At 67.5% G+C, this 18,992-nt stretch carries 19 protein-coding genes, 1 pseudogene and 1 riboswitch; of the genes and pseudogenes, 9 read left to right on the forward strand and 11 right to left on the reverse strand.

The features are described 5' to 3' along the window. Positions 1–59: 59 nt before the first annotated feature. Genes SOM26_RS14505 through SOM26_RS14535 form a run of 7 tightly spaced genes read right to left on the reverse strand, consistent with a single transcriptional unit; the run spans position 60 to position 7,130 of the window. A complete protein-coding gene (locus SOM26_RS14505; protein ID WP_320453417.1) occupies positions 60–1,064 on the reverse strand; it encodes a type II secretion system F family protein in 1,005 nt (334 codons plus the stop codon). Beyond that, positions 1,065–2,048, reverse strand: coding sequence for a type II secretion system F family protein (locus SOM26_RS14510; protein WP_320453418.1), 984 nt, complete (start codon positions 2,046–2,048; stop codon positions 1,065–1,067). Positions 2,049–2,053: 5 nt separating this feature from the next. Further along, the gene (locus SOM26_RS14515; RefSeq protein ID WP_320453419.1) at positions 2,054–3,319 is read right to left on the reverse strand and encodes a pilus assembly protein CpaE; all 1,266 of its coding nucleotides are present in this window, start codon (positions 3,317–3,319) and stop codon (positions 2,054–2,056) included. Further along, on the reverse strand, positions 3,316–3,975 hold the full coding sequence (locus SOM26_RS14520) for a CpaD family pilus assembly protein (protein WP_320453420.1): 660 nt from the start codon (positions 3,973–3,975) through the stop codon (positions 3,316–3,318). Before SOM26_RS14520 ends, SOM26_RS14515 begins: the two co-directional genes overlap by 4 nt. Before the next feature lie 50 nt (positions 3,976–4,025). Beyond that, positions 4,026–5,573: a type II and III secretion system protein family protein gene (locus SOM26_RS14525; protein WP_320453421.1), complete on the reverse strand. Its 1,548-nt coding sequence runs from the start codon at positions 5,571–5,573 to the stop codon at positions 4,026–4,028. Next, positions 5,573–6,571 carry a Flp pilus assembly protein CpaB gene (gene cpaB, locus SOM26_RS14530; protein ID WP_320453422.1) on the reverse strand — a complete coding sequence of 333 codons (999 nt, stop codon included), beginning with the start codon at positions 6,569–6,571 and terminating at the stop codon, positions 5,573–5,575. Before cpaB ends, SOM26_RS14525 begins: the two co-directional genes overlap by 1 nt. A gap of 52 nt (positions 6,572–6,623) precedes the next feature. Continuing rightward, entirely contained in the window at positions 6,624–7,130 is a 507-nt protein-coding gene (locus SOM26_RS14535; RefSeq protein ID WP_320453423.1) for an A24 family peptidase, read from the reverse strand. Positions 7,131–7,180: 50 nt separating this feature from the next. On the opposite strand from SOM26_RS14535, the gene SOM26_RS14540 reads away from it, so the two are divergent. From SOM26_RS14540 to SOM26_RS14555, 4 genes and pseudogenes are all read left to right on the forward strand, one after another. Then, positions 7,181–8,116, forward strand: a complete 936-nt coding sequence (locus SOM26_RS14540) for an alpha/beta fold hydrolase (protein ID WP_320453424.1) — start codon at positions 7,181–7,183, stop codon at positions 8,114–8,116. Continuing rightward, positions 8,113–9,198, forward strand: a complete 1,086-nt coding sequence (locus SOM26_RS14545) for an NAD(P)/FAD-dependent oxidoreductase (protein WP_320453425.1) — start codon at positions 8,113–8,115, stop codon at positions 9,196–9,198. The genes SOM26_RS14540 and SOM26_RS14545 overlap by 4 nt, the downstream gene beginning before the upstream one ends. A gap of 25 nt (positions 9,199–9,223) precedes the next feature. Further along, positions 9,224–9,399 (forward strand): annotated as a pseudogene (locus tag SOM26_RS14550) (YegP family protein). A gap of 70 nt (positions 9,400–9,469) precedes the next feature. Continuing rightward, entirely contained in the window at positions 9,470–10,180 is a 711-nt protein-coding gene (locus SOM26_RS14555; RefSeq protein ID WP_320453426.1) for a GNAT family N-acetyltransferase, read from the forward strand. A gap of 40 nt (positions 10,181–10,220) precedes the next feature. Here SOM26_RS14555 and rnhA read toward each other — a convergent pair whose 3' ends face one another. From rnhA to ispH, 3 genes are read right to left on the reverse strand one after another with little or no spacing between them, the layout of a single operon-like run. After that, positions 10,221–10,658: a ribonuclease HI gene (rnhA, locus tag SOM26_RS14560; protein WP_320453427.1), complete on the reverse strand. Its 438-nt coding sequence runs from the start codon at positions 10,656–10,658 to the stop codon at positions 10,221–10,223. Next, positions 10,655–11,608, reverse strand: a complete 954-nt coding sequence (gene thrB / locus SOM26_RS14565) for a homoserine kinase (RefSeq protein WP_320453428.1) — start codon at positions 11,606–11,608, stop codon at positions 10,655–10,657. Before thrB ends, rnhA begins: the two co-directional genes overlap by 4 nt. 3 nt (positions 11,609–11,611) lie before the next feature. After that, a complete protein-coding gene (ispH, locus tag SOM26_RS14570) occupies positions 11,612–12,568 on the reverse strand; it encodes a 4-hydroxy-3-methylbut-2-enyl diphosphate reductase (RefSeq protein ID WP_320453429.1) in 957 nt (318 codons plus the stop codon). 139 nt (positions 12,569–12,707) lie between these two features. Here ispH and SOM26_RS14575 point away from each other — a divergent pair, with 139 nt between their 5' ends. From SOM26_RS14575 to gcvPB, 5 genes are all read left to right on the forward strand, one after another. Continuing rightward, on the forward strand, positions 12,708–13,358 hold the full coding sequence (locus SOM26_RS14575) for a hypothetical protein (protein WP_320453430.1): 651 nt from the start codon (positions 12,708–12,710) through the stop codon (positions 13,356–13,358). Between the two features lie 300 nt (positions 13,359–13,658). Next, positions 13,659–13,767: riboswitch (glycine riboswitch) on the forward strand. A gap of 163 nt (positions 13,768–13,930) precedes the next feature. Then, positions 13,931–15,106, forward strand: a complete 1,176-nt coding sequence (gene gcvT / locus SOM26_RS14580; protein WP_320453431.1) for a glycine cleavage system aminomethyltransferase GcvT — start codon at positions 13,931–13,933, stop codon at positions 15,104–15,106. A 2-nt stretch (positions 15,107–15,108) separates the two neighbouring features. Then, on the forward strand, positions 15,109–15,480 hold the full coding sequence (gcvH, locus tag SOM26_RS14585; RefSeq protein ID WP_320453432.1) for a glycine cleavage system protein GcvH: 372 nt from the start codon (positions 15,109–15,111) through the stop codon (positions 15,478–15,480). A gap of 186 nt (positions 15,481–15,666) precedes the next feature. Continuing rightward, complete coding sequence (gcvPA, locus tag SOM26_RS14590; protein WP_320453433.1) at positions 15,667–17,025, forward strand: aminomethyl-transferring glycine dehydrogenase subunit GcvPA; 1,359 nt, start codon at positions 15,667–15,669, stop codon at positions 17,023–17,025. Continuing rightward, the gene (gene gcvPB / locus SOM26_RS14595) at positions 17,022–18,578 is read left to right on the forward strand and encodes an aminomethyl-transferring glycine dehydrogenase subunit GcvPB (RefSeq protein ID WP_320453434.1); all 1,557 of its coding nucleotides are present in this window, start codon (positions 17,022–17,024) and stop codon (positions 18,576–18,578) included. The genes gcvPA and gcvPB overlap by 4 nt, the downstream gene beginning before the upstream one ends. A gap of 91 nt (positions 18,579–18,669) precedes the next feature. Here the strand turns inward: gcvPB and SOM26_RS14600 are convergent, their stop codons facing one another. Beyond that, complete coding sequence (locus SOM26_RS14600) at positions 18,670–18,927, reverse strand: SemiSWEET family transporter (RefSeq protein WP_320453435.1); 258 nt, start codon at positions 18,925–18,927, stop codon at positions 18,670–18,672. Between the last annotated feature and the right edge of the window lie 65 nt (positions 18,928–18,992).

The raw sequence follows: 18,992 nt of genomic DNA on the forward strand, positions 1-18,992 counted from the left end.
GAGTCAGGTCTGTTACGACTGATCAACGACTATCGGCTCGGCTGGTTGCGCGACGGCACTCATTGCCCGGTGATGAGCGTATCCTTGATCGAGCAGGCGGCCGGACCCAGGATCACGACGAACAGCGTGGGCAGGATGAACAGGATCAGCGGCACGGTCATGATCGCGGGCAGGCGCGCGGCCTTTTCCTCGGCGCGCATCATGCGTTCGTTGCGGAACTCGGCCGACAGGACGCGCAGCGCGCTGGCCAGCGGGGTGCCGTATTTCTCGGTCTGGATCATCGTGGTGACGACGCCGCGCAGCGACTCGAGGTTGACGCGCATCGCCAGATTCTCCAGCGCCTGTCGCCGGTCGGTCAGGAAGCCCAGCTCGACCGAGGTCAGCTGAAATTCGTCGCCCAGTTCGGGATAGGCGCGGCGCAATTCGCGCGACACGCGGGCAAAGGCGGCATCGACGGTCAGGCCAGCCTCGGCACAGATGACCATCAGGTCGAGCGCATCGGGCAACCCCTTGCGGATCGCGGCGGTCCGCTTGTCGATACGGTTCTTCAGCGCGAGGTCGGGCGCCTTGTACGACAGGATCAGCGTGCCCGCGACGATCATGTAGCGGCTGAACCCGCTCCAGTCCTTGAAGCCGTCGGTCCCATAGACCCACAACGCCATCAAGCCACCGAGCACGATCGGCATCGCCAGGCGGCCGAAGATGACGGCGACCGCCAGATCCTTCGAGCGGATGCCGGCCTGGAGCAGGCGGGTCTGGACCGACTTGACCTGTTCGTCCTGCAGCATCTTCAACGAGCCGAGAAGCTGGCGCATTCGCTCCAGCATGTCGGCCCGGTCGATCAACTGCGCGCGGCGGCGGCGGGCGGGGGTGGCGATCCCCGCCTTCAGATGCTCGCGCCGTTCGTTGAGCGCGCGGACACGCCGGGTCATCGGATCGCGGCTGCCGACCAGCAGATAGCCGGCGACCAGCAGCGCGAAGACGCACACGCCCCAGAGCAGCGGAACCAGGGTCATCGCATCGAAGCCGAGGATCGTGGGGGAAGACGAGGCGGGGGTGCTCATTTAGATCTCGAAGCTGATCATGCGGGACATGATGAACGCGCCCAGGCCCAGCCACACAAAGGCGCCGACGCCGATGATCATCAGGCGCGGATCGACGAAGAAGCGCGCCATATAGGGCTGGTTGATCATCCAGATGATGCCGAACACGAAAAAGGGCAGCGAGCCGACGATATAGGCCGAGGCCTTGGATTCGGACGACATCGCCTTGATCTTCAGCTTCATCTGCGCGCGCTTGCGCAGCACTTCGGCCAGGTTGGACAGGGTTTCGGCCAGGTTGCCGCCCGTCTCGCGCTGGATGGCGATGGCGATGACGAAGAACTGAAATTCGGCGATATCGAGCCGGTCGGCGGTTTCCTGCAACGCGGCGTCCATCGTGCGGCCGATCCGCATCCGGTCGGCGACCGCGCGGAATTCCTCGCCGACGGGGCCGGGGACCTCGTGCGAGACGATTCCCATCGTCTCGGTGACGGGAAGGCCCGAGCGCAGGCCGCGCACCAGCAGTTCGATGGCGTCGGGAAAGCGCGCGATGAACTTGCCGACGCGCCGGGCGATCAACCGCCCGACCACGATATGCGGCAGCCACAGGCCCAGTCCGATGGCAAGGAGCAGCGCCAGGAAGAAGGGGATATGCAGGAACAGGCCGACGAACAGGAAGGCCAGCGCCACCGCGGCACAGGCCAGGCCGAACTGCCCCACCGTCCAGTCGCGCCCCGTACGGTCGAGCATCTTGCCCAGCCGCGCCGGGTTGGGCAGCAGCCGCCCGAAGGCCTTGTCCATCTTCGTATCGGCGGCCAGCGCGATCCCGCGCGAGGCGGCGACGGCGGCGAAGCCCGGCTTGTCGATGTCGAGCGAAACGCGGTTGCGCAGCCCGGTCAGGCGACGCGCCTGCGCCCGCGACCGTCGGGGCGCGGAAAAGGCGGCGATCACCAGGACCAGCGACAGGAAGACGCCGGTCGCAAAGATCAGGGTCGCGAGCATCGACATCGCGGTCAGTCGTCCTTGGGCCGCTTGGGCATCAGGGCGCGGAAGTCGAACCGGTCGAGCAGCCCGCGCCGCGTCGGGGTCGCATTCGCCGTCCCCTCGACCGAGGCGCAGATACGCTGGGCCAGGTCGATCAGCGGTGCGACGGTGCGCGACGAACGACCCTGCTCGGCCACCGTCTTGCCCATCTTGGCGGCCTGGACCATCAGCTTGAGGTCATAGGGGACCAGAATGTCGACCGGCCGCTCGATCGATCCCTCGAAGTCGGTCTGGGCGATTTCGGCCAGGGCGGCGGGCTGGACCCGGTTGGCGACGGTCAGCACGGTCGACTGGGGGGCGTGGATCTTCAGCCAGGAGAGCAGGCGGATCGTGTCGCGTGCCGCCGCCAGGGTGAATTCGGTGACCAGCACGATGGTCTGCGCGGCGGATACCAGCATCGGTTGCTGGATCATCATCCCGCGTGGCAGGTCGACGATCGTCGTCTCGAAATTGGCGCGCATCTCGTCCTGCAACTGCGCGAAGGCCATGCCGTCGGTCATGATCGGCGCGCCGATCGGGGCCTCGGCGGACAGGATGGCCAGCTTTTCGGACGCCTTGACCATGGCGCGTTCCAGGAACAGCCCGTCGATGCGACTGGGATTGTCGATCGCATCGACCAGCCCGCGCCCCGGTTCGAGGTCGAGCGAGAGGGCGGCGGTGCCGAAATGCACGTCGAGGTCGAGGATCGCGGTGCGCCGCTCGAGCCGGTCGGCCATTAGCCAGCCGAGCGAGGTCGCGACCGTCGAGGTGCCGACGCCGCCGCGCGCGCCGACCACCGCGACGCTGCACGGGGTCTTTTCGGGAGTGCTGTCCGTCAGGCGCGGTGCGTGCACGATGGTGCGCGCCTGGGCGATGGTATCGCGCAGCTGGTCCGCGCCGATGGGCTTCAGCAGATAGTCGTGCAGGCCGCTGCTCATCAACATGCGGTACAGCCGCACGTCATTGACCTGGCCGACCGCGATCACGACCGTGCCGGGCTCGCACACCTCCGCCAGATTGCCGATCTCGGTGGTCGGGTCGGCCGTCTCGCTGAGGTCGACGAGCAGGATCTGCGGGCTGGCGGACACCGCCAGCGACTGCACCGCACCGCGCAGGCCGCCCTTGACGACGCGGTCGGGCGACCAGCCCTGTTCGAGGATCAGCGGGCGGATCGCCTCGGCAGTCCAGTCGTCGCAGACATAGGCCTGGAACGGATCGCGGATGGTCATCATGCCGGGTTTCCAGGGGGCGTTCACTGGCCCACCCCGCCGCTTGTCGGAGCGCCGCCGATGCCCGCCCCGCTGTTCACCGCACTGGCGTTGAGCAAGCGGGTGCCGCCATTGCCGGTGGGCGGCGCGGCGCGCAGCGCGTTGACCGCGCGCGACGCCATCGCCGGATCGGATGTCGCCGGGCCGTCCGTCCCACGGACTAGGTCGGCCGGATTGGCAACCATCGCGGCCAGGTTGCGATTGATCGCGCAGCCATGGTTGGACGAGGTCTTGCCCTCAAAATCGGGCGACGTCTCGCTGCGCAGGTCGGGGCAGCCGGGCACGACCGCGCGCGACCGGGTGACGATGACGCGCATCGTCGCGGGCGATACCGGGCTGCGCGGGATCGACGATACCGGACCGGGCAGCAGGCCATAGCGGCCGATCACCTGCGCGACCTCGCGATAGGCGGCGGGGCCTTCGCCTGCCGGATCCTCGATCGTCACCCGGTCGCCATAACCCAGCCGCAGGTTGCGGGCCCAGCCGTCGAGCCGCCGGTCCTCATCCGCCGCCAGCCGTCCGCCCGACAGGCCGAGGTCGAGCGCATAGTCGGTCTGGGACACCACCGGTTGCCGCGCCGATTCCAGGTCGGGCTGGCCATGACCCATGCAGCCACCCGTCATCAGCAGGAGGCCGATCGGCATCAGGGAAAGCGGGGAAGGGCGCATGGGACGCGATATCCTTGGACGAGCGATCATTCGGAAAAGCCCGGAGTCGGGGTGGTCTTGCGGCCATGCGGGGCGACCGGCACCGCGGCGTGGGAACCCGCGACCGGGCGTTTCTCGACCGGGCGGCCCTGCACCGGCGGGGCCATGGTCGGCACCGGACGTGGATCAGCGCTGCCCGCGCCCATCCGGCCGAGCAGCACGCGCTCGGCATCGTTGGGCGAACGCTGGCCATCGGTCGGCAGCGCGATGTCGGACGGCGCGTTGACCGGCTTGACCAGATAGGGGGTGATGATGATGACGAGCTCGGTTTCGTTGCGCTTGAACGCGTTCGAACGGAACAGCGCGCCGATCAGCGGCAGGTCACCCAGCCAGGGTGTCTTTTCGATCGTGTTGTCGCGCGAGTTGGACAACAGGCCGCCGATCATCATGCTCTGGCCCGAACCGAGCTCCAACGTCGTCTCGGCGCGGCGGGTGGTCAGCGCGGGGATGGTCGTCCCGCTGATCTGGACCGAACCCAGCGACGTGATCTGCGACACTTCGGGCCGGACACGCAGCGAGATACGACCATCGGCCAGCACCGTCGGCGTGTAGGACAGGCTGACGCCGTAAGGCTTGTATTCGACCGATGTCGCACCGAACCCGCTCGCCAGCGGAATGGGAATCTCGCCACCCGCCAGGAAGGTCGCGGTTTCGCCCGACAGCGCGGTCAGGTTGGGGTTGGCCAGCGTCGAAACCTGGCCCAGCGTCTCGCCAAGCTCGATCGTACCAAGCAAGTCCATGCCGAGCGCGCGACCCGCCAAGGCCAATGTCGTGCGCTGTACGCCGGTCGTGTAGGTGGTGTTGGTGACGGGGTTGCCCGCCGCATCCACCCCAGCTGTGATCGACCCGGGGTTCCGGCCCGACGAAACACCGAACATGAAGCCGCCGCTGGTGTCGCGGTTCAGCAGGTTGACACCGATCTGCTTGATGAAGCTGCGATTGACCTCGGCGATGCGGACCTGGAGATTGACCTGAAGCGGGGTCGCGGTCTTCAGGCGGCTGATGACCTTGGTATCCTTGCCGACATAGGCCTGGACCAGCCGTTCGGCCTCCGCGACGTCGTCGGGCGCCGCGACCGTGCCGGTCAACAGGATCAGGCCGTTCATCGGCGTGGCGGCGATCGTCGCCTCGGGCATGGCCAGCCTCAGCATGCGACCGATCGAATCGAGATTGTTGCCGACCCGCACCGTCGCCGCATAGACGACCGCGCCACCGCGTCCCGTCGCCGAGACGGTCGTCTCGCCGGGCTTCTTGCCGAAGATATAGAGCTGGGTCGGCGAGCGGACCTGCACGTCGGCGATGCTGTCGTCGGCGACGAACAGGTCGGTCATCGGCCGGGGCAGGGTGATCAGGCGCGCCCGCCCGGTGTTGATCTCCAGCGCGCCGGAGCCGTCGCTTGCGGCCTGCGCATCACCCGCCCCCGCAGGAGCAGGCGCAGCGCCCGCATCGACCGGTGCCAGGATCAACGGCGCCAGCACCAGCGCAAAGGCCGAGGTGCGCAGCGCGCGCCGCAGGATGGATCGGTGGCGCATCATCAATTCCTGACCCCCACGGGCGTGACGGTGGTGGTGTTGCCACGAGCAACGCGGACGGCGGGGCCCCGGAAGGCGGCGGCCTGGCCCGTCGCACCGGGCTGCACCATGGGCTGGCCGCCCTGCTGACCGGCCATCGCGACGGCGGCGTTGTCGGTGCCCACGCTCATTCCGGCGGCACCCTGCTGGCGTCCGGGTACGGTGCGTCGCTGATAGCGGGAGATATCGCCACCGGTGACGTAGGAGGCGCGGTCGGCGGCGGGCTGCGCCGTGGCCCCGCCCTCGTCCTGCTCGGCAAGGGCGCGCAGCGACAGCGACAGCGTACCCACCGTCTGCGCGACGGCCAGTTGCTCGGCCATCTTGGGTGTCGTCTCGACGGTGACCGTGGTGAAGGTGTGGACGGCGATCTTGCCCTGTTCGCTGGTCGGTCCGTCCGTCCGCTGGTCGGTCGCCAGCACGCGCACGTTGCGCAGGATCGTCTCCGACACCTTCAGCGGCGGACCGTCGCCCCCACCCGCCACGTCCTGGGTCAGGACGACGTCGATGCGGTCACCCGGAAAGACGAAGCCCGCCACCGCCGTCTGGGCGGAGACGGGGACCGTCACCGCGCGCATCCCCGGCGTCAGCGCGGCGGCCATGAAGCCCCGGTCGCCCGGCTTGACCACCGACCCTTGCGTCAACGGCTGCCCGGCGGTCACGGCATAGCGCAGGACGGTGCCCTGCAGCTTGGTCGGATCGGTCTGGCCCTTCACATAATAGGCACCGGCAACCATGTCCTTGGGCCAGGGCTGGAACTTCAGGGCGGAGGGGTCGATGATCGTGCCCACCGGCAGGGTGCGGGTGGCGACCAGAACCTCGACGCGCGGTTCGGCGGGCTGGACGATCACGGCGGCCTCGGCCTGCGGCACGCTGCTGCCCGATGTCAGCGTCCGGGCGAATAGGGCGGTGATCCCCGCGATCATCAGGGCCCCGACCAGCAGTAGAATTTTGCGACTGTCCATCCTGCGTTCTTCGGCCTTGCCGCCAAGCCGGTATGCTTGGCTCTATCGGCCGTTAAGTATGCTGGAATGGGTTAAATATCGGTTCCCGCAGGACCAGGAGCGCCGCGACCGCGATGGCGACGCCGTAGGGCACTTCGATTCCGGGCGTCTCGCCCTCCTCCCCGGTTCGCGCCTGGGGACGGCGCAATCGCTGGCCGATCATCATGGCGATCGTGACCACGCCGCCCGCGATCGACATCAGCAGGATCATGCGGAACAGCGACGGCAGGGGCAGCCACAGGGCGATGGCGGCGATCATCTTCACGTCGCCGCCGCCCATCATGCCGATGCGAAAGGCTTGCGCGAATAACAGGAAGACGCCGATGGCCACCACGATCCGAAGCACCATGTCGGGCCAGACCGGCACGCCGCCAGCCCACCACCACAGCGGGGCGATCAGGGCGATCGCGATATTCTTGCGATCGGCGATCTCGCGGGTACGCGCATCCTCGATCCCCGCCGACAGCAGCAGCAGGACGAACGCGGCGAGCAGCCCGATGCGGACGATGGTCCAATCCATGCGACAAGTCCCTAGACGGCGGGGCTTTCGAAACCGTAACCGGATGGGGAATGACCGATCGCTTCGCCCTTCGCCGTACCTTTCCCGCCGCCGCGACCCTGTCGCGCTGGCGGGCGCCCGATGGCTGGGATCATCGCCGCTTCGACTGGCAGGCGGATGCGCCGGTCGGGAGGCTGCTGTTCCAGACCGGCCGCGCCGATGTGATCGAGAAATATCTGGAGGTCTTCGCGCATCTGGTCGCGCTGGGGTGGAGCGTCACCGCCTTCGACTGGCGCGGGCAGGGGGGATCGGGGCGGCTGCTGGCCGACCCGCATGTCGGGCATGGCGGCAATTTTGCGGGGCTGGTCGGGGACCTGCGCGCCTTCTGGCAAGACTGGCGGGGCGAGGACGCCAGCGGCTTGCCGCATGTCCTTCTGGGGCATTCGATGGGCGGGCATCTGGGCCTGCGGGCGGTGGTGGAGGGGGCGGTCGATCCCGACGCGCTGATCCTGGTCGCGCCGATGCTGGGACTGAAACTGCCCACGGGGATGCTGCTGGGTACGGGGATCATCCGCCTGATGACGCTGCTCGGTCGGTCGGAGCGGGGCATCTGGGAGGCGAAGGACGGGCCGGGCCTGCACACCCGGCAGCGCAACCTGACCCATGATGTCGAACGCTTCGAGGACGAGGCGTGGTGGTATGCCAAGGCGCCCGAGCTGGCGCTGGGGCCGCCGAGCTGGGGCTGGCTCGATTCGGCGATGCGCTCGACCCGCGCGCTGCTGTGCGATCCGCGACTGGACCGGGTGGAGGTGCCCACGCTGATGCTGGTGGCCGAGGCCGACCGGCTGGTCGATCCGCGTATCGCCATGCGCGTCGCCACCCGGATCGGGGCGCGGGTCGAGCGCTTCGGGCCCGAGGCGGCGCACGAATTGCTGCGCGAGGCCGACCCGGTGCGCCTGCGCGCGCTGGCCGCGATCGATCGATTCCTGGACGGGGTGCCCGCGTGATTCACGATATCGCGATCATCGGTGCGGGCATGGCGGGTGCCAGCCTGGCCGCGGCGATCGGGGGACGGGCGCGGGTCATCCTGATCGAGGCGGAGGATATGCCGGGGCGGCACGCGACCGGGCGCTCGGCGGCCTTCTGGTCGGAAACCTATGGTGGCCCGGCGGTCCAGCCCCTGACCACCGCGTCCGGCCCGGTGCTGCGCGAGGGTGGGTATCTGACACCGCTGGGCTCGCTCCATATCGGGCGCGCCACGGACGCGGCGAAGGCCGATCACTTGCTGGCCGATTTCGAGGGCAGCGGCGTCGACCTTTCGCGCGTCGATCCGGCGACGCGTATCCCTGGCCTGCGCCCCGAATGGGTGCATGGCGTCTGGGAGCCGAGCTGCGCCTATATCGATGTCGCCGCGCTCCATGCCGATTTCCTGGCGGTGGCGCGGGGGGCGGGGGCCGTCCTGCTGACCGACGCGGCATTGCTGGCGGCCGAGCGTCGGGACGGCGTCTGGCGTCTCGACACGCGCGCCGGGCCGGTGGCGGCGCGGGTGGTTGTGAATGCGGCGGGCGCCTGGGCGGACCAGGTCGCCGCGCTGGCGGGTGTCCGGCCGATCGGCATTACCCCCTATCGCCGGACCATGGTGCAGCTGCGCACCGATCCGCCCGTGCCCGAAGGATTGCCGCATGTCGTCGACATGGCGGGCGGCTTCTACTTCAAGCCCGAGGCGGGCGGGCGGCTCTGGCTGACCCCGCATGACGAGAGCCCGAGCGTGCCCTGCGACATCGCGCCGGAGGAATGGGACGTGGCGGTGGCGATCGACCGACTGGAAAAGGTGGTCGACTGGCGCATCGCGGCGGTCGAGCGCCGCTGGGCAGGCCTGCGCAGCTTCGCCCCCGATCGCGCGCCGGTCTATGGCTTCGACGCGGATGTGCCGGGTTTCTTCTGGTGTGCCGGGCAGGGCGGCTTCGGCATCCAGACCGCGCCTGCGGCGGCGGCACTGGCGGCGGCGCTGCTGCTGGGTGAGGGGGATATGCCCGGCGGTGTCGATCCCGACCGCTATGGCGTGGGGCGTTTTTCCGCTAAGGGATGATCACCCTTTCGAAGGAGAGATCATCATGGCGCACAGCTTTGCGATCGAGAAGAACAAGCGGGCGAATATGTCGCCAAGTTCCGCTACAACAGCGAACTGATCTGGTGGACCGAGGGCTATGCCAGCAAGGCGAGCGCCCGCAACGCCATCGAGTCGGTGCTGAAGAACGGCCCCAACTCGCCGATCCACGAACTGGAATAGGGCGTCTGGGCGAAGAGGTGCTTGGTGTCGTGGTACTTTTGTATTCGGACTGAAGCGCTAACGTTGCGGCATGAGCGATTTTCCCCAACCCGTACTCGACTATTGGCATCGGACCTTTGCCGCCGATAACGCCAGCGTTCACGGAACGCTCGCCTTCGCCGTGAGCGCGACCCTGAACCCCAAGCGCCCTGCCATGATGCTGGAAAGGCAGGACGGTTCGGTTCTTGCCGCCGTCAGGCCGGAGATAGCCGAACGCCTAATTGGCATGGAATGGGACGGGTGTTCAGCCGACCTCTTCAAGCGCCGATGCGAAGCGGCCGGCGTCATGCTGCATGACACGGATTATCTGTTCTACCGTCCGGCCATCTCCGGAACTGAGTCGGACGGGCGATTGAGTCCGCGTCGACTGACCGAGGCTGATCGAACCGTCTTCGACATTTTCTACCATACCGCATCCGAACAGGATCGGGAGGACGCCTGGGTCGAATTGGATCACTGGGCGGTATTCGGGTGCTTCGACGGCGACAGGCTCGTCAGTGCCGCCAGCATGAACCTTTGGGACGATGGCCCCATTGCCGATCTGGGCGTGCTGACCCTTCCCGATGCGCGCGGGAAAGGCTGTGCGCGGGCGGTTGTCGAAGCGATCAACCGATATACCCGGCAGCAGGGCCGCGAGCCGCAATATCGGTGCCAGCTCGACAATGTGGCATCGGTGGCGTTGGCGCGATCATGCGGCTTTGCGTTGCTCGGGCAATGGGTGGTCGCTGCCGATAGGCCCTGATCGGGAGGGCTGAGGGTCGGACCTCACCGACCCGCCGCCCCTATTTCCGAAACGTCTCCGCCGCATCGCTCGCCAGCTTGTCGGCGCGTTCGTTGTCGGGGTGACCGGCATGGCCCTTCACCCATTTCCATTCGATCTGGTGCCGCTCGGCCGCCGCGACCAGCGCCTGCCAGAGTTCGGCGTTCTTCACCGGCTTCTTGTCCGCCGTGCGCCAGCCATTGCGTTTCCAGCCGTGGATCCACTTGGTCAGGCCGTCCATCACATAGCGGCTGTCGGTCGACAGCGTGACTGCGCAGGGGCGCTTGAGGGCGTTCAGCGCCTCGATCGCGGCCATCAATTCCATGCGGTTGTTGGTGGTCAGCACCTCGCCGCCGGACAATTCCTTTTCGTGCGTGCCCGAGCGGATCAGCGCGCCCCAGCCGCCGGGACCGGGATTGCCCTTGCACGCGCCGTCGGTGGCGATCTCGACGGGCGTCACAGTCCGGCCTTTCCATCGCGATAGGCGATATAGCGCCGCCAATAGGCCAGCGGGTCCTTGCGCGTCACCAGCGCGTCGGCGGGCGTGTTGAGCCAGTCCCAGGCGCGCGACAGGGCAAAGCGCAGGCACGCGCCCATGGCCAGCCGGGCGAACGCCGCGCGCTCTGCCTCGCTCAACGGGAAATGACGCCGATAACCCTCGACCAGCGCCGCGCCGATTTCGGGCGTGTAGGTTTCGCCGCTGGCGTCGAAGCTCCAGGCCGAATGCATGACGGCCAGGTCGTAGATGCGGTAATCGGTGCAGGCGAAATAAAAGTCGATCAGCCCCGTGACCCGATCGCCCAGCACCAGCACATTGTCGGGGAACAGGTCGGCATGGATGACGCAGGTGTCGAGGTCCTGCGCGTCCCAGCCGTCCAGCACGCCGTCCAGCGCCTCGCCCATGGCGTCGTGCAGGCCTGGTTCGATCCGGTCGAGGTCATGGCCGCATTGTTCGAACAAGGGCCGCCAGCTGGCATGGCCCATCGAGTTCTCGCGGTTCAGCGGGAAGTCGGCGACCGCCCGGTGCATCGCGCCCATCGCATCCGCCGCCGCCAGCGCCTGGGCCGGGGTCGGATGCGACAGCGACACGCCGGTCAGGAACTGGATCAGGCAGGCGGGGCGGCCCGCCAGTTCCTGGATTTCCACGCCCTGCCGGTCCTTGATCGCGGGGGGGACGGGCAGGCCCTTGGCCGCCAGATGGTCGAGCAGCGCGAGGAAGAAGGGCAGGTCGCCCGCCGCGACGCGCTTTTCGTACAAGGTCAGGATGAAGCGCGCGGTCGTGGTGTCGACCAGATAGTTGCTGTTCTCGACCCCCTCGGCGATCCCCTTGGCGGAGATCAGTTCGCCAGCGTCATAGCGAGCCAGAAACGCGGACAGCGCCTCGGCCGAAACCTGCGTATAGACGGCCATGGTTCAGGCGGCCGCTTCCAGCCCGCGCGGCAGCTTGAAGGCGATCGTCTCGCGCGTCGTCTCTTCCTCGCGCTCGCTGACGGTGAAGCGCTCCGACAGGCGATCGACCAGCTCGCGGACCAGCAGCTCGGGCGCGGAGGCCCCGGCGGTCAGGCCCAGCGTCTTGACGCCGTCCAGAAACGCCCAGTCGAGTTCGGCGGCGCGCTGGATCAGCATGGCGCGCTTGCCCGCACGCTCGGCCACCTCGACCAGGCGTAGCGAGTTGGAGGAATTGGGCGCTCCGATCACCAGCACCGCGTCGCACTCGGCGGCGATCGCCTTGACCGCGGCCTGGCGGTTCGAGGTGGCGTAGCAGATATCCTCGCCGCGCGGGGCCAGGATGTTGGGGAAACGACGCTGCAACGCCTCGATCGTGGCGGCGGTGTCATCGACCGATAGGGTGGTCTGGGTCAGGAAGGCGAGGTTGTCGGGATCGGCGGGCGCGAACGCCTCGACATCCGCGACCGTCTCGACCAGCGACATGGACCCTTGCGGCACCTGGCCGAAGGTGCCGATGACCTCGGGGTGGCCGGCATGGCCGATGAAGACGATGTGGCGACCCATCTCGACCAGCCGCTCGGCCTGGCGGTGGACCTTCGACACCAGCGGGCAGGTGGCGTCGAAATAGGCGAGGCCCCGGTTTTCGGCATCGGCGGGCACCGACTTCGGCACGCCGTGCGCGGAGAAGACGACATGCGCGTTGGCGGGCACCTCGTCCAGTTCCTCGACGAAGATCGCGCCCTTCGCCTTCAGGCTGTCGACGACGAACTTGTTGTGGACGATCTCATGCCGGACATAGACCGGGCTGCCATGCTTTTCGAGCGCCAGCTCGACGATGCGGATCGCGCGGTCGACGCCTGCGCAGAATCCGCGCGGGGCGGCGATCAACAGGTCGAGCGGCGGCTTGGTGGCATCGGTCATGGCTGGGGTCATGGCTGGGGTCGCGGCTGGGGTCATGGGACATGGCTCTACGCCATTGCTTGCGCGCGTCCAACCCGGTTCCTATGCTGGCGACCAAACCGGCATCCTGCTTCGGCATATAGAATAGGCGTTTCGACCTGTGAAAGCACCGCTCCCCGTTCTCGTCCTTGCGCCCGTCGCCCTTGCCCTTGGTCTGGGCGGTTGTGCCCGCACGGGTGAGATCGACGCCTCGGGCGGCATCACCGCCGTCCGCTCGGCATGCCCGATCGTCGGCGTCGCGGCGGGGACCGGCGACATCACGCTGTTCAAGACGCCCGGCGCCACCGACGAACGCTCGATCGACCTGGTCGCCAACCTGACCGACGTTCGCGGCAACTGCAGCGATGCGGCCGCGGACATCGTGACGACGGTCAGCTTCACGGTCGAGGCCCGCCGCACCGATACGGCGGCGGCGCGCGACGTGCTGCTGCCTTATTACATTGCGATCGTGCGCGGCGGCACGAACGTCGTCGCCAAGCGGGTCGGCCGCGTGAACGTCCACTTCGACGCAGGCCAGGCACGCGGTCAGGTGGCGGGCGAGGCCTCCACCACCATCTCGCGCGCGGCGGCGACCCTGCCCGAGGACGTCCGCGAAAAGCTGACCCGCCGCCGCAAGGCGGGGGACGAGGATGCCGCGGTCGATCCGCTGACCAACCCCGAAGTGCGCCAGGCGGTGGCCAGCGCCAGCTTCGAGGCGCTGGTCGGGTTCCAGCTGACCGATGCGCAGCTGCGGTATAACGCGACTCGGTGATCGAGTGTGCCCCGGCGAAAAGGCCGGGGCCCAGATGCGGTGAAGCTGGTGGTGCGCCATGTCCTGGCGTGGGAGGCTCACTGATGACTCGCTTTTGCCTCCCACGCTGCGTGCCGGCGCGCTTCGTAAGTGTTGGCGACTGGGCCCCGGCCTTCGCCGGGGAACACAGGCGAGTTGGCGTGCCGAGCCCCGACCGACGCCACAATCCACAACATTGATTGCACCCCCCACCGATCCCCGATTGACTTGGCCCCACCCGCCCGGCAGAGGGCGCGGCGTCGATGTCGGACATGTCCGACATAGGCGCGCGCGGGAGAGCGCCGGGTTCATCTTTCAGGTGACGAAAACCCGGCCGCCGAAGGAGCAACCACCCCGGAATCTCTCAGGCAAATGGGACCGCGCGATCGCCATCGACACTCTGGAAAGAGTGCCCGGCCTTCGGCCTTGGGCGCCACCGAAGGGGTAAGCCGGAATTTCCGGCGAAAGCTCTCAGGTTCCGTGACAGAGGGGGATCGGATCGGGTAAGGACATTTGCGTCCCTAGCCGACACCCTTTTGACGGAGACCGGCCCCGTGAGCGACACCGCAGACCTGAACGTAGAAGACGCCCCCGAGGGTCAGGAGATCATCCAGACGCTGCCGCTGGACGCATGGCATCGTGCGCGCGGCGGGCGGATGGTGCCGTTCGCCGGATACGAGATGCCGGTCCAGTATGAAGGCATCATGGCCGAGCATCTCTGGACCCGCGAGTCGGCCGGGCTCTTCGACGTCAGCCATATGGGCCAGGTGGTCTTCACCGGCGAGAACGGCCTGGCGCCGGTCGTCACCGCGCTGGAAAAGGTCCTGCCGGGCGACATCGCGGGCCTTGGCGACCGCAAGAACCGCTATTCGCTGCTGCTGAACGAAGAGGGCGGCATCCTCGACGACCTGATGGTGACGAAGCGCACCCTGGATGGTGCCGAGGAACTGTACATGGTCGTCAATGGCGCGACCAAATATGACGATATCGCCTATCTGCTCGACTTCATCCCCGACGACGCGACGCTGAATCTGCTCGACGAGCAGGCGCTGCTGGCGCTCCAGGGGCCGAAGGCGGTCGATGCGCTGTCGCGGATCGTGCCGGGCGTCGAGGCTTTGGTGTTCATGACCGCCGCCGACTTCACCTGGAACGACGTGCCGCTGTGGATCAGCCGCTCGGGCTATACCGGCGAGGACGGTTACGAGATTTCGATCCCGGCCGAGCACGCTGCCGCCTTCGCCGACCTGCTCTGCGAACAGGCGGAAGTGAAGCCGATCGGCCTGGGCGCGCGCGACTCGCTGCGCCTGGAGGCGGGCTTGCCGCTCTATGGCCACGACCTTGATCCCGAGACGACGCCGGTGATGGCCGATCTGGGCTTCGCGCTCGCCAAGAAGCGCCGCGAGGCGGCCGACTTCCTGGGTGCCGAGCGTATCCTGTCGGAGCGCGAGAACGGCCCCGCCGTAAAGCGCGTCGGCCTGACCGTCGCGGGTCGCCAGCCGGTGCGCGAAGGCGCGTCGGTGGTCGCCGAGGACGGATCGGTCATCGGCCGCGTCACCAGCGGCGGCTTTGCCCCCTCGATGGGCGCCCCGATCGCCATGGCCTATGTCCCCACCGAGCTGGCGACGCCCGGCACGGTCCTCAAACTGCTTCAGCGCGGCAAGACCCATGACGCCACCGTCACGGCGATGCCGTTCGTCCCCCATCGTTACGTTCGTTCAGGAGCCAAGTGACCATGAGCCGCTATTTCACCGAAGATCATGAGTGGATCGACGTCGACGGTGATGTCGGCACGGTCGGCATCTCCGATTATGCACAGGGTGCGCTGGGCGACATCGTGTTCGTCGACGTCCCCGAGGAAGGCCGCGAGCTGACCAAGGGCGACGAGGCCGCCGTGGTCGAATCGGTCAAGGCCGCGTCGGACGTGTACGCGCCCGTCTCGGGCACCGTGATCGAGGGCAACGGCCAGCTGGCCGACGAGCCTGCGCTGGTGAACAGCGATCCGGAAGGCGAGGGCTGGTTCTTCAAGATCACGCTGTCGGACGCATCCGAGCTGGATGCCCTGATGGACGAAGCCGCCTACGCCGCGTTCGTCGCGAAACTCTAATTTTCTAGCCCCCCTCCCGCCTGCGGGAGGGGCTGGGGGAGGGGACTCGCTCTCCCCCAATCATCAGGCTTGTTGAAGCCGACTGCCCTCCCCCGACCCCTCCCGCCTGCGGGAGGGGAGAAGAAGGGGGGCGATGACCCCTCGATCCGCGAGGTTTTCGGGGTGAGGGGCGGAGAAATGGAACGCATGCGCTACCTGCCGCTTACTTCGTCCGACCGTGCCGAGATGCTCTCGGTCATCGGTGCGGGCTCGGTCGACGACCTGTTCGTCGATGTGCCCGAATCCGCCCGCCTGTCGGGCCCCATCGAGGGTTTGCCCGCCCACGCCTCCGAACTGGCGGTCGAGCGGCACATGACCGCGCTGTCCCGCAAGAACATGGTCGCGGGCGACGTGCCGTTCTTCCTGGGCTGCGGCGCGTATCGGCACCATGTCCCCGCCAGCGTCGATCACCTGATCCAGCGCGGCGAGTTCCTGACCGCCTATACGCCCTATCAGCCGGAAATCGCGCAGGGCACGTTGCAGATGCTGTTCGAGTTCCAGACGCAGGTCGCGCGTCTGCTCGGCACCGATGTCGCCAACGCCTCGATGTATGACGGCTCGACCGCCTGCTGGGAAGCGATCGGCATGGCGCGGCGCATCACCAAGAAGTCCAAGGCGATCCTGTCGTCGGGCTTGCACCCGCATTATGTCTCGGTCGCCAAGACCATGGCGAAGTACACCGGCGACACGCTGGAGACCGGCACGCCCGTCCTGACCGCCGAGACCGACATCGACCAGATGATCGCGGCGATCGACGGCGATACGTCGTGCGTCGTCGTCCAGTATCCGGATATTCTGGGCCGTATCGCCGACCTGACCCCGCTGGCCGAGGCCTGCCACGCCAAGAAGGCGCTGCTGATCGCGGTCGTGACCGAGCCGGTCGCGCTCGGCGCTATTCGCTCGCCGGGTGAGATGGACGCCGATATCGTGGTGGGCGAAGGCCAGTCGCTGGGCGTCGGCCTCCAGTTCGGCGGGCCCTATGTCGGCCTGATGGGCTGCAAGGACAAGTATATCCGCCAGATGCCGGGCCGCTTCTGTGGCGAGACGGTGGACGCGGACGGCAAGCGCGGCTTCGTGCTGACGCTGTCGACCCGCGAGCAGCATATCCGCCGCGAAAAGGCGACGTCGAACATCTGCACCAATTCGGGGCTGTGTGCGCTCGCCTTCTCGATCCACATGACGCTGCTGGGCGAGGCGGGTCTGCGCCGGATGGCGGGGATCAACCATGCCAATGCCTGCCGCGCGGCGGATCGTCTGGCGAAGGTGCCGGGCGTCAAGCTGGTCAACGACGTGTTCTTCAACGAGTTCACGCTCGACCTGGGCCGTGAGGCGCGTCCGATCGTGCGCACGCTCGCCGATCGCGGCGTGCTGGCGGGTGTGTCGCTCGGCCGGCTCTATCCGGGCGAGGATGCGCTTCAGAACGGACTGGTGGTGGCGGTCACCGAAACGGTGACGGCGGAGGATATCGAGACGCTTGCCCAAGCGCTTGAGGAGGTGCTGGCATGACGATCAACCAGAGCGGCTGGAAGCCCACGAGCCCCGAAGCCAATGAAGCGTCGGTCCCGGCGACCTTCACCGGCAACCGCGCGCTGATGCTGGAAGAAAAGCTGATCTTCGAGATTGGCGACGACAAGACGACCGGCGTCGACTTTGCGGACGGCGATGTCGCAGGTTCGCGTCTGGGCGATCTGTCCCGCAAGGATTCGATCGGCCTGCCCGGCCTGTCGGAGCCGGAGACGGTGCGTCATTACACCCGCCTGTCGCGTCAGAATTACGCGATCGACCTGGGGCTGTTCCCGCTGGGTTCGTGCACGATGAAGCACAATCCACGCCTGAACGAGAAGATGGCCCGCCTGCCGGGCTTCAGCGACGTTCACCCGCTCCAGCCCGTCGACACGGTGCAGGGTGCGCTGGAGGTCATTCACCAGCTGGCGCACTGGCTGGTCACGCTGACCGGCATGACCTCGGTCGCGATGAGCCCCAAGGCGGGCGCGCATGGCGAGCTGTGCGGTATCTTGGCGATCAAGGCGGCGCTGGAGAAGCGCGGCGAGGGCGCGCGCAAGGTGATCCTGGTGCCGGAATCGGCGCACGGCACCAACCCGGCGACGGCGGCGTTCGCGGGCTTCTCGGTCGAGGATATCCCTGCGACCGCGGACGGCCGCGTCGATACTGCGGCGCTGAAAGCGCGGCTGGGGCCGGACGTGGCGGGCGTGATGATCACCAACCCGAACACCTGCGGCCTGTTCGAGCGTGACCTGAAGGACATTTCCGACGCGGTCCATGCGGCGGGCGGCTATGTCTATTGCGACGGTGCGAACTTCAACGCCATCGTCGGGCGCGTGCGTCCGGGCGACCTCGGCGTCGATGCGATGCACATCAACCTGCACAAGACCTTCTCGACGCCGCATGGCGGCGGCGGGCCGGGTTCGGGGCCGGTGGTGTTCTCGGAGGCGCTGACGCCGTTCGCCCCGCTTCCCTTCGTCGAGAAGACGGGCGAGGGCTTCCGCCTGGTCGAGGAAGAGAATGCCGACGACCATCATGCCGACAGCTTCGGCCGCATGGTCGCCTTCCACGGCCAGATGGGCATGTTCACCCGCGCGCTGACCTATATCCTCAGCCACGGCGCGGACGGTCTGCGCCAGGTCGCCGAGGATGCGGTGCTGAACGCCAACTACGTCCTGCGCAGCCTCGAGAACACGCTCGACGCGCCCTTCGCCAAGAGCGGCCCGTGCATGCACGAAGCCATCTTCTCGGACGAAGGCCTGGCCGAGGGCTTTTCGACGATCGACGTCGCCAAGGCGCTGATCGACGAGGGTTTCCACCCGATGACCATGTATTTCCCGCTGGTCGTCCACGGTGCGATGCTGGTCGAGCCGACCGAAACCGAATCGAAGGCGGCGCTCGACCAGTTCATCGGCGCGCTGGCGTCGGTCGCGGAGCGTGCCAAGGCGGGCGACCCGTCGCTCAAGACCGCACCCCATTTCGCGCCGCGCGCGCGCCTCGACGAGACGCTGGCCGCGCGCAAGCCCGTGCTGGTGTGGAAGGACAAGGCGGCTTGATCCCGTAGCTGCCCTCACCCTTGATCTTCCCTCTCCCGGCGGGAGAGGGAGGGAGGTGCGAAGCGCCGGAAGGGTGAGGGCAGTTTCTCGGTTAGAGTGCCGTAAACAGACAGATTCCGCCCAGGATCACCCCGGGCGCATTGGCGAACACGATCGGCCAGTCCCGCTTCTCGCGCAGAAATCCGTACGCGACCCAGAGCGAACAGTTTATCATCGTCGCCAGCGGCTGAATCATCGACCCCTTGTGTCCCGCCAGATTGCGCTGAATCTGGTCGATATAGGACAGGTACATGGCCACGGCGGTTGCGGTGGCGATCCAGCCGAGCAGCATCAATTTCCGTTCGCTCACGGTATCGGAATCTCCTTAAATGGCTGATAAATCGATTGAAGCCTCGTCGCCTAACGCGCAACCCT

The organism is Sphingomonas sp. CFBP8993 (assembly GCF_034044895.1).
In the GTDB taxonomy this organism is placed as follows: Bacteria; Pseudomonadota; Alphaproteobacteria; order Sphingomonadales; family Sphingomonadaceae; genus Sphingomonas.

What these genes read in the sequence shown, in the direction of transcription:
- cpaB (WP_320453422.1), bottom strand. Translation starts at nt 6,571, where the DNA reads ATGGACAGTCGCAAAATTCTACTGCTGGTCGGGGCCCTGATGATCGCG.
- SOM26_RS14535 (WP_320453423.1), bottom strand. Translation starts at nt 7,130, where the DNA reads ATGGATTGGACCATCGTCCGCATCGGGCTGCTCGCCGCGTTCGTCCTG.
- SOM26_RS14510 (WP_320453418.1), bottom strand. Translation starts at nt 2,048, where the DNA reads ATGTCGATGCTCGCGACCCTGATCTTTGCGACCGGCGTCTTCCTGTCG.
- gcvPA (WP_320453433.1), top strand. Translation starts at nt 15,667, where the DNA reads ATGCGCTACCTGCCGCTTACTTCGTCCGACCGTGCCGAGATGCTCTCG.
- SOM26_RS14505 (WP_320453417.1), bottom strand. Translation starts at nt 1,064, where the DNA reads ATGAGCACCCCCGCCTCGTCTTCCCCCACGATCCTCGGCTTCGATGCG.
- SOM26_RS14525 (WP_320453421.1), bottom strand. Translation starts at nt 5,573, where the DNA reads ATGATGCGCCACCGATCCATCCTGCGGCGCGCGCTGCGCACCTCGGCC.
- SOM26_RS14540 (WP_320453424.1), top strand. Translation starts at nt 7,181, where the DNA reads ATGACCGATCGCTTCGCCCTTCGCCGTACCTTTCCCGCCGCCGCGACC.
- SOM26_RS14520 (WP_320453420.1), bottom strand. Translation starts at nt 3,975, where the DNA reads ATGCCGATCGGCCTCCTGCTGATGACGGGTGGCTGCATGGGTCATGGC.
- thrB (WP_320453428.1), bottom strand. Translation starts at nt 11,608, where the DNA reads ATGGCCGTCTATACGCAGGTTTCGGCCGAGGCGCTGTCCGCGTTTCTG.
- gcvPB (WP_320453434.1), top strand. Translation starts at nt 17,022, where the DNA reads ATGACGATCAACCAGAGCGGCTGGAAGCCCACGAGCCCCGAAGCCAAT.
- SOM26_RS14555 (WP_320453426.1), top strand. Translation starts at nt 9,470, where the DNA reads ATGAGCGATTTTCCCCAACCCGTACTCGACTATTGGCATCGGACCTTT.
- gcvH (WP_320453432.1), top strand. Translation starts at nt 15,109, where the DNA reads ATGAGCCGCTATTTCACCGAAGATCATGAGTGGATCGACGTCGACGGT.
- ispH (WP_320453429.1), bottom strand. Translation starts at nt 12,568, where the DNA reads ATGACCGATGCCACCAAGCCGCCGCTCGACCTGTTGATCGCCGCCCCG.